Source organism: Streptomyces sp. NPDC058674 (genome assembly GCF_042716505.1).
In the GTDB taxonomy this organism is placed as follows: domain Bacteria; phylum Actinomycetota; class Actinomycetes; order Streptomycetales; family Streptomycetaceae; genus Streptomyces.
On the sequence record NZ_JBHXSC010000119.1, the window covers coordinates 1 to 8,980 of the forward strand.

Consider the following 8,980-nt stretch of genomic DNA (forward strand, 5'->3'; position numbering starts at 1 on the left):
CATGATCCAGACGAAGGCCGTTTCCGCGTACGGCGGTTACCGAACCGAGTGATCAAGTACGAGGCGCCGTTCGATCTCGGACGTTAAAGATCAAGTTAGGCCGTGTTTTAGAAGTTGCTGGTGGGCTGGGTGGGCCGTCCGGGAAAGTCGCGGGCGGTCATCCAGATTGTGAGGTCGCGGGCGATCCGATCGATGCTGGTCTCGGTGACGACGTCATGTTCGCGGCGGGTGGTGTCGCGGCGGACGACCTCATAGCCGCCTTCGTCCAGGACGGCGACGGAGGTGAACCAGGCCGGGTCGTCTTCGTCGGGCTGGATGACGACGAAGGTGTTGTCCGAGTCGTTGAGGTCGTCGATCAGCATGAACAGCGCGTCCTCGGACGGGTCGTCGATGTGGTCGCGGCTCTCACTCTCGGCCCGGTAGTACGCAGCCCCCATCGGCCCTGTCTCCCCTCAACCCGCTGACCTGGTCGCGGCCAGAATGACATGCGGGACCGACGCTTCCGGCAGGTCACAGCCATTCGTTGATCGCGGCGATGAGGACGGTGGCTTCGAAGCGGACCGCGAGTTTGTCGAACCGGGTGACCACCGCCCGGTTCCGCTTCAGCCGGTTGATGCCGCACTCGACCGCGTGCCGGGCCTTGTAGTCCTCACGGTCGAAGGCCGGAGGCCGCCCGCCGACTGTTCCCCGGCGCTTGCGGTGGCCCGCCTGATCGGCAGGTTCCGGGATCGTACAGCGAATTCCCCTCCGACGCAGATAGGCCCGGTTCGCGCGCGATGAATACGCCTTGTCGCCCCGCACCCGCAGCGGGCGAACGCGTGGCCGGCCCAGTCCGAGGCGGGGAACCCTGATGGCTTCCAGCACGGCCGTGAACTGCGGGCTGTCTCCCCGCTGACCGGCTGTGACCAGCAGCGATAACGGCCTTTGGCCTTGTTCGCAGGCCAGGTGAATCTTCGTGGTCCAGCCACCGCGGGACCGGCCCAGCCCATGGTCGTCGGGTTCGGCCTGGTTGCCGCCCGGCGGTTCCTTCTGGGCTTGGCCGTCACGCCGGGCACCGGCCGCGTGCTGATGAGCCCGGCAGATCGTGGAGTCGACGTTGACCTCCCAGGTGATCAGCCCGGCCGCGTCCGCCCGGGCCTGCAGCCCTGTCAACACCGCCGACCAGAGACCATCGCGCTGCCAGCGGCGGAAAAGCCCATAGGCCGTCTGCCACGGACCGTATTCAGTCGGCAGATCACGCCACGGGGCGCCGGTCCGCACCCGCCAGCGGATCCCGTCGATCAACCGCCGTCGGCACACCGACGGCCTGCCCAACACCGCGACCGGCAACAACGGCCCCAGCATCGCCCACTGGTCATCTGAAAGATCCCCTCGCCCCACACCGAGATCATCACGGCACGAGGCGAGACACGGACCCCAGTTCTAAAACACGGCCTAGTCGGCAATATACCAGCCATAGAAAGCTCCCAGTCCCAGAATCAGAACAATGGCAGCAATTTTTGCAAATTTCACGGCTACTCCTGGATTTGGAGCCCGGAGGGGCGCCTCCCACCGAAGTCATCGGCGAGGGGCGCCCCGTGGGTTCGTTGGGCTGAATCTGGATCAGGAATTTTTGGATTTCTTGCGGCGCAGTCCCTGCCTGGCGGCCAGGTAACAAAAGAAGCCAAGTCCCGCGGTGAGACGCATTATCTCTTCGGGCGTCTCCAATCTTGCTTCTCCTGTTGTAAGGCGGAGTGTCAGGAGGATGAGCCATGTTGCGGCGAGGAGGACCACGATGAAGCCGAGTCCTCGGACAGATTTCCTACCGGGGTCACCGCTTGCCACAGCGCTCCCCTTTTCAGTCTCCGACGAAGTCGGAGAACGGGTTGAAGCAATCGTTCAGGTCCGAGAGTTCGGATTCCAGAGTACCGTCCTCCGGACCGCCATCGGTCAGAGAATTGGATGTGTAGCAGGCGACTCCAACCCAGGGCCCGCCCCTTGCGACACCCTTTACCGCACCCTCGAACCAGGAATTCCCGATCGGGTCGATATTATTGATGGGGTCGCCGCCGGCATACGCGTACCGGTTGCCCTGTGCGGGGTCGGCCAGGAACGTCATCGAGTCCTGGGTGATGAAACGGCCGGTGGTGGGGTCGTACCAGCGCTGGCCGTACTTGAGGTAGCCGGTAGTGCGGTCATGGGTTCCGCCGACGAACCGGTAGGGGTTCTCCGTGGCCGCGGTCCCGGACTTCACGGTCTGGGCGGCGCCGTAGGGGTCGTACTCGTAGACCCCGGACTGGACAGTGGACTGGTTGATGAACTGCACCGGGCTTCCGAGGCCGTCGATGATGTAGTAGGCCTCGTAGCCGTTGGTGGTGCGCAGCGCCAAGGGCTGGCCGGTGGTGGGGTCGTGCTCGATGTAGGCGGTGCCGGCGGCGAGCTTGACCTGTTCGATGACGGGAACGCCGTACTGGTCGGTGCGGCCGTGGACGAAGTCGACGTTCTCGCCCCTGTCGGTGGTCTGGTGGACCAGCTCGTTCGCACTGGTGCCGGCGTAGGCGTAGCTGCCGGTGCCGTTGGCGGTCTTGGCGGTGGCCATGCGGCCGGCGGCGTCGAACGTCACCGCGGACAGGGCGGGCGTGGTGGTGAGGTTGCCCTGGCCGTCGTAGGTGTAGCCGGGGGTGGTGATCTGGTTGGCGGCGTCGTAGGCCAGGTTCTGGGTGGTGGTCCCGTCGGAGGACGTCTTGCGGTTGCCGCGCGCGTCATAGGTGTAGGTGTACGTCTTGCCACCCCCTGAGGTCGCGACCTTCGTCAGCCGGTTGCCGCTGTCATAGCTGTAGCCGGTCGTCTTACCCGTCAGGTTGTCTTTACTCCACTGCAGCTTGCTCCGGTCGTCGGTCTTCGCCGTCGAGCAGGTGCCCGGGGTGCCGATGGCGCGGCAGTAGGTGGTGTCGAACTGCCGGGTGGGGGTGGTGGCGGGGCCTTGGTCGGCCCAGACGCGGCTGATGCGGCCCGAGGTGTCGTAGTCCTGGTGGACGCGCGCCTTAAAGATGGTGCGGGAGTCGTTGGTGCCGTAGTACGTGTCGGTGCGCCGGCCACGGTCGTCGTACGCGAAGCCGATCTTCGTCGTGGTGGACGGGGCGTTGGTGGTCACCTGGGTGAGCTTGTTCGCCGCGTCGTAGGTGTAGGTGGTGGTGCCGCGGGCGTCGGTGAGGGCGGCCTGGTTGCCGTTCTTGTCGTAGCGGTAGCCGATCGTGCCGCCGCCGGAGGTCGCGGTGCGGGACGTCAGCTTGCCCAGGTCGTCGTAGCCGTAGGTCGTGGTTCCGGACGCGTCGGTGCGGGTCTGGATCCGGCCGAAGCCGTCGTAGGTGTAGCTGACGTCGGGCGTGGCGTCGGAGTAGTCGACCTTGCTGACACGGTCGCCGTCGTCGTAGGTGTAGACCTTGGTCGTGCCCCGGCCGTCCTTGACGGTGGCCAGGCGACCGAAAGCGTCATAGCTGTACGACTTCACCTTCAGCGACCCGCCGGCCGGGTCCACCGAGGTGACCTGGTGTGTGGCGCCGTCGTAGTGGTAGGTGGTGCTGGTGGTGTTGCCGGGGTCGGTGGAGGCCTTCACCGTGCCGTCGGTGTTGTAGTCGACCTTCGCGGTGGAGGCGTTCGCATCGGTGGTCTGCGTGAGGTTGCCCGCCCCGTTGTACGTGTAGGTCGACTTGTTCGCCTGCGCGTCCGTCGTCTCGGAGGGCAGGTACTTCGACCCGGCCGCCGTGTTGCCGTAGGCCGCCGAGAACGACGCTCCGGCCGGGGACTCGGACTTGGTGAGCGACTCGCCGCTGTTCGCGCCGAAGGTGTTGGTCGTCGTCCCCGCGCTCGCACCGGCGCCGTCTGTGGCCGCGGCGGTGTCGAAGTTGGCCGTGTAGGTCTTCGACTGCTCGCGGCCCTCCGCGTCGGTGGCCTTCTTCACGCGGCCCGACTTGTCGTCGGTCAGCTCGTACGTGGTGCGGGGGCCCGCGGTGATCGCCTGGCTCTGGTCGGTGTTGGGCGAGGCGACCAGCGTCCTGGCCGGGTCCGCGTAGGAGAGGCGGGTGACGGAGTCGCCCGGGGAGCCGGGCGCCTTGTTCTCCTGGGTGATGGAGGTGACGCCGACCGAGCCGTAGGCGAAGCGGGTCACTCCCCCGCCCGGGTTGGTGATCGACGTCAGCTTGTGGGCCGCGTAGGAGAAGCTCGTGGTGCGGCCCATGGTGTCCTTGACCGAGGCCAGGTCGCCGGCTCCGTTGACGGTGTAGGTGACGGTCCGCTTCCTGCCGTCAGAGCCCGTCTGGGAGAGCGTCGTCACGTGCCCCGATGCCGAGGCGTACACGGCGCTCTTCTGGGTCTGGGTGCCGCGGGTGGAGACGATCGTCGCCGGCAGGTCGCCGTTGTAGGCGAGGGTGGTGGCGTTGCCGTTGCGGTCGGTGGTCTTCGTCAGCTTCCCGGCCGCATCGAAGTCCTGCTTGCCCGAGCCGTCGTTCGTGCTGAGGGTGTAGGTGCCGTCACCATTCTTGACCAGCTTCGCCTTCACACCGCCGGGTGTGGTGAGGCCGGAGCCGGACTGGGTGAACAGCCAGGTGGTGCCGCCCCGCCCGTAGTAGGTGACCGAGCCCTCCTCGTGCACCTTGAGCGCGGTGTCGTAGGGCGTCAGCTTCCACCCGTAGCCGGCCGCGGCCTTCGCGCCGGTGGCATCCGTACCGATGGCGGCACTGTTGTAGGCGACGCCGAGCCCGATGTCGCCGTTGATGCCCGGCAGGGTGAGATCGCTCGTGGTGACGAGGAGGTTGCCGGTGCCAACGTCGACCTGGGCACCCACGTGGTCACCGGCGGCGAACTTCAGGCGTGTGGCGCCCGGCCGTTCGCCGGCGCCGGCCATCGGGCTAACCCGGGTGGACTGACGGGCCGTGAGCGCGGTGCAATCGGCGCCCTGGCACGCCTGCGCCTGCCAGTCGAACTGCGTGCCGATCCGGATCGGGTCCGGCAGCTTCAGCCGCGCCACCTCGCCGGCGTTGACCGTGACCGCGGCGCCGTCGACGAGGTCATTGGCGCCTCCGGCCGCGTAGGTTCCGGCGTAGAACTTGACCGTGACCTGGCCAGTACCGGCCGCGGTCTTCGCCGTCAGGACCGGCTGCGTCGACTCGGTCAACGCCACCAGCTGCGACAGGGCCCCCGGCGCGGCAACCGCCGGGCTGATCCCCCACGCGGTGATCGCCGCGGCCACCCCCGCCGCACAAGCTGCGTGCGACCAGCGTCTTTTGACGCCTGAATACAACATCCGCTTCCCCCATGTGAAGAACGCCGACCCGACGGCAGGCGACCTTCATCGTCACCGCGCCCCCACAGCGGAACCTAAGGTTCCACGCTTCGATTACTCAGCGAAACCAAGATCACGGAGGGCGATTCGAAGGATTTCAAGCTATATCACCAGAGAATCCAATGGGTTGGAGACCTTACGGCTGGACAGCGACGGCCCGACCATCGGCGGGCCTAACAAAACGTTGAGGGTCCAGTCCGTATGAACAAATCCACATGCATGCCCTGCCCTCACCGGGGCAATTGCTCTGTCCATGCCTCCACTCCACCAAGCCCCCGCAGAGACCTGTCCGTCCGGCCATGCGCCCTCTCCCTGGCCTCGCCATTGACATGGGCGCGGGCGGAGCGAGGTGCTCGGCATGGGGCCGAGGAGGACAGACGCGGCCATTCCCGCTGGCTGGTCACAGACGTTGTGGCACATTGCAGCCTATGGTGGCGAACCGGCGCCAGCCCATCCCCGATCCCGAGGGCGCCGATGCGGGCCGGTTTCGACCTGAGCCGACGCACGCCCGGACCGATCAACCCGTCTTGCGTTCCCTGCCCCTCTTCGATCACTGACCTTGGAGGGCAGCCTCGGTCCCGAAGGCGCCGGCGCCGGCCGCCGCGGCGGCGACCGCGGCGGCGACCGCGGCGGCGCGGCGCGGCAGCGTCGGGTCGGGTCGGGTCGGGGGATGCTCTGAGCAGCAGTAGCTCGTGGTAGAGCGGGGCGGTCGCGGCGACGAGCAGCGCCCGGCTGTCGGCGGGACCGGGCAGCTCCCCCCGGTCGGCCGCCCGGGTGACGACCACCGCACACCGGGCGTAGCGGTCCTCCCAGAACCGCGACAGCGCCGTCGCCGCCTCCGCAGACCGGAACCCGGCTGCGATCAGGGCCGTGGTCAGGTCCGGCCCGCCGCCCGCCAGTGCCTCGAACACCTCCTGGTTGAGGGCGGCCAGGTCGTCCTCTAGCGACCCGGTATCCGCGTGAACCCCTCAGCCCGCGCCAAGCGCTGGCGGAAGGCACTGAAACCCGAGTAGGACCAGCTGACGTCCGGGCTGGTGAGGTCACCATCCCCAGGGAACAGGCACAATCCCACGAAGCCTCCTCGATCGAGACTTCATGATCGAGCCGGCAGGGCGGGTGCGGCAAGTGACTATCCGCCCCAGCCAGCAATCACGACGGCCCGGCTGCAATCTGCCGACGGGCGGAGTCCCAGACCTCCTCGAACTCGTCAGAGGTCAGCTCCTCCGGATCGTGGCCTTCCCACTCGGAGACGGGCAGTTCTGCTGTGATCCCGAACCTGTTGTCGTACTCGTCGAGTCGGCCTGTGTCGTAGGCCTGTTGCCATTCGGCGAGGGAGGCGGCTGCGATCGGGATCAGCTCAGGCCCTTCGAGCTCGATCTGCCGAGTCACCCAACTTTCGGCATCGACCTCGAAGTAGAACCAGGTGTCTTCTTCGCTCCAATAGCAGCGCAGCCAAGTCGTCACGAGTCCATGATGACGGAGGGGCCGGGAACTGCAATGCTCCCGAGGTGACAGATCACGGTGATGACGCCGCCTTCGAGGCAGGTTGGGACGGTGCGTATTACCGTGTCCGTGCCGAAGCGGCGGAAATACTCTTCCTCCCGGCCCCCGATGAGGCCCTTGACGAGGTCTCTAATGTCGACGCAGAAGTCCGGCTGCCGGATGGCTCACGCTGGAGCGCGACGATCTTCACGGTCACTGAGGTCGAGCGGTTGATGGCCCACTGGTCCGGCACCGGCGAGGCACTGAGCGGCCGGTACTTCTGGTGCTCGGATGGCTTGATCGTCAAGGAGCCCGGGATCCTGTCGATGTCTGGGGTCATCATCGGGCTGCTCGGCAACGGCGAGTTTCAGCAGGTTCTTCAGCGGCTGGACGATCCCATGTGATCCGTTCGCCAATGGGCCCGAGATGCCTCCAGCTCAAGGCATTGGTGCGAAGCCTGCTGTCCGGTCGAGCAGGAACGGAGGGCCGGCCTCGGCGGGTTCCCAACCCTGCGCCCGCGCCTCCCTGACGCTCGCGGAGACATGAGCCGGCCGAACAGGCTTAGCTTCAATGCCCACCCAGTTACTGGGGTGCGGTTGGCTCGTGGTGACGACCAGCGTCCTGCCCGAGCGGTCGTCGTCGGCGAGTTCAACGGCGTAAGCCAAGGGCGTCCAGCACAGTCCCTGCATGTAGGACGGCTTCCGACGGATTCGCCAGCGGTATACGGCCCCGTCGACGGTGATCCGCCGAGAGCCCTTCCTGTTCAGCGCCATCACGCCCCCTCTCCCGTCTCGGACTGTATCGCCCTGCCCTTGGCCTGTCCTCGGATCTTCCTGGCCGCAGTGGCGACCTCTTCCCCGAAGGCAGTCAGTCTCATGGCCCGGCCGCGCTCGAGCAGGGGCTGTCCGAGGTCTCGCTCAAGCCGACTGATCTGGACCGAAAGCGCGGGCTGCTTGGGGCCGAGGGATCGGGCTGCCTCACCAATCGTGGGATAGAGCAGTGCAGCCAGGAAGCGTTCGAGTCGCTGCCAGGCATAGGGGCTGGTGAGGGCCTTGCGCAGGATGACGGGGGTCCGCGCTGCCTGGTCGGTCGTGCGGAGGGCGGTGTCGTGGCTTCCTCCGCCGCGGGGCCGGAGTGGGAGGTTGTGGGTGTGGGCCCATCGGGCCATGTTCGCGCTGCTCATGCCTTTCTCTCGGGCGAGGTCAGGCAGGGTCCGTCGGCGAACGACGTACTGCTCGATCAGCCATTCCCGTTCGATGGTTCCGCGGGGCTTGTAGTCCTGCGGTCCGGCGCGAAGCGCGATGCCGTACTCCCTCGCCAGTTCGGTCAGCACCGGGCGGGAGAAGCCCACGAGGTTGGCAATCTGTTGAAGTGAGCGGTGTTCGTCCAGGTAGAGGCGGGCGAAGGTCTCTTTCGGCACCTGACGGCAGGTCAGACCGACCTCACGGCCGACGTGATGGAGGTGGCGGTCGCTCCGGGGCGGCCGAGGATCGCAACGGGGCGTAGCGGACGAAGACCGCGTCGTCGACCGCGCGGTGGCGGTCGCCCCTGGGGCGGCCGAGGATCGCAACGTGTAGCGCTGGCCCGCTACGGCCGTGGCAACGGAGGTAACGGTCGCCCGTAGGCCAGCGTAGCGACCATCCGGGTGGCGGCCGACCGGCTCAGGACGGAGCGCTTCGGGCTGCCCGGGCCCGTGCCAGTGCGCGGGCCCGCACCAGCTCGCTCCGGCGGCGGCCGGCTGTGCGTCGCTGGGGCTGACCGGGTACCCGGGGGCTTGAGCGGCCTGCCGTCGCCGGGCCGATGACCAGGTGCTCATCATCCTGGAGAAGCGCCTTCAGGTGCCGGAACGCCCGCGGGGGCAGAGGCGGCAGGATGGCGATCTCCCGCACAGCCCGTCGGCCCAGGGCTTGACGGCGCGCATGATGGTACTCGGCCGGGTTGTTCGGCGCGGACACCGACCAGTACCCCACGGCGGTGCGCACCGCCGGTACGTAGCAGGTTCCGGCGGCTTCCGGCCGCGGCCAGGCCGGACCGCGCCGAGGCCGGAGCCAGGCCGCGCCGGGGCCGGAGCCAAGCCCGGCGCGGGGACGGCGCCGGGGACGGCACAGGCCGCGGGACCGGACGGCCGGCGGCGGCCGGCGGGCGGGCCGGGGCCGGGCGGCGGGCGCGGGCCGGGGC

The 8,980-nt window shown here is 67.8% G+C and carries 7 protein-coding genes; 1 reads left to right on the plus strand and 6 read right to left on the minus strand.

Features of this window, described 5'->3' with window-relative positions; genetic code table 11:
* Positions 1-107 precede the first annotated feature (107 nt).
* The 5 genes from ACFWU6_RS33070 to ACFWU6_RS33090 form a co-directional block, all read right to left on the minus strand.
* Positions 108-437 carry a hypothetical protein gene (locus ACFWU6_RS33070; protein ID WP_383985092.1) on the minus strand — a complete coding sequence of 110 codons (330 nt, stop codon included), beginning with the start codon at positions 435-437 and terminating at the stop codon, positions 108-110.
* 73 nt (positions 438-510) lie between these two features.
* Complete coding sequence (locus tag ACFWU6_RS33075; RefSeq protein WP_383985095.1) at positions 511-1,344, minus strand: IS5 family transposase; 834 nt, start codon at positions 1,342-1,344, stop codon at positions 511-513.
* 493 nt (positions 1,345-1,837) lie between these two features.
* A complete protein-coding gene (locus ACFWU6_RS33080) occupies positions 1,838-5,227 on the minus strand; it encodes an RHS repeat-associated core domain-containing protein (RefSeq protein ID WP_383985098.1) in 3,390 nt (1,129 codons plus the stop codon).
* Between the two features lie 323 nt (positions 5,228-5,550).
* Entirely contained in the window at positions 5,551-6,231 is a 681-nt protein-coding gene (locus ACFWU6_RS33085) for a TetR-like C-terminal domain-containing protein (RefSeq protein ID WP_383985101.1), read from the minus strand.
* Between the two features lie 238 nt (positions 6,232-6,469).
* Complete coding sequence (locus ACFWU6_RS33090) at positions 6,470-6,784, minus strand: hypothetical protein (protein ID WP_383985104.1); 315 nt, start codon at positions 6,782-6,784, stop codon at positions 6,470-6,472.
* Positions 6,785-6,828: 44 nt separating this feature from the next.
* On the opposite strand from ACFWU6_RS33090, the gene ACFWU6_RS33095 reads away from it, so the two are divergent.
* Positions 6,829-7,206, plus strand: coding sequence for a hypothetical protein (locus tag ACFWU6_RS33095; protein WP_383985107.1), 378 nt, complete (start codon positions 6,829-6,831; stop codon positions 7,204-7,206).
* A 368-nt stretch (positions 7,207-7,574) separates the two neighbouring features.
* Here ACFWU6_RS33095 and ACFWU6_RS33100 read toward each other — a convergent pair whose 3' ends face one another.
* Positions 7,575-8,222 (minus strand): LysR family transcriptional regulator, encoded by a 648-nt coding sequence (locus tag ACFWU6_RS33100; protein WP_383985111.1) that lies wholly within the window; start codon positions 8,220-8,222, stop codon positions 7,575-7,577.
* Positions 8,223-8,980: the final 758 nt, after the last annotated feature.

Excerpts from the sequence above, each read along its gene's own strand:
- ACFWU6_RS33070 (WP_383985092.1), bottom strand. The coding sequence starts at position 437 with ATGGGGGCTGCGTACTACCGGGCCGAGAGTGAGAGCCGCGACCACATC.
- ACFWU6_RS33075 (WP_383985095.1), bottom strand. The coding sequence starts at position 1,344 with ATGCTGGGGCCGTTGTTGCCGGTCGCGGTGTTGGGCAGGCCGTCGGTG.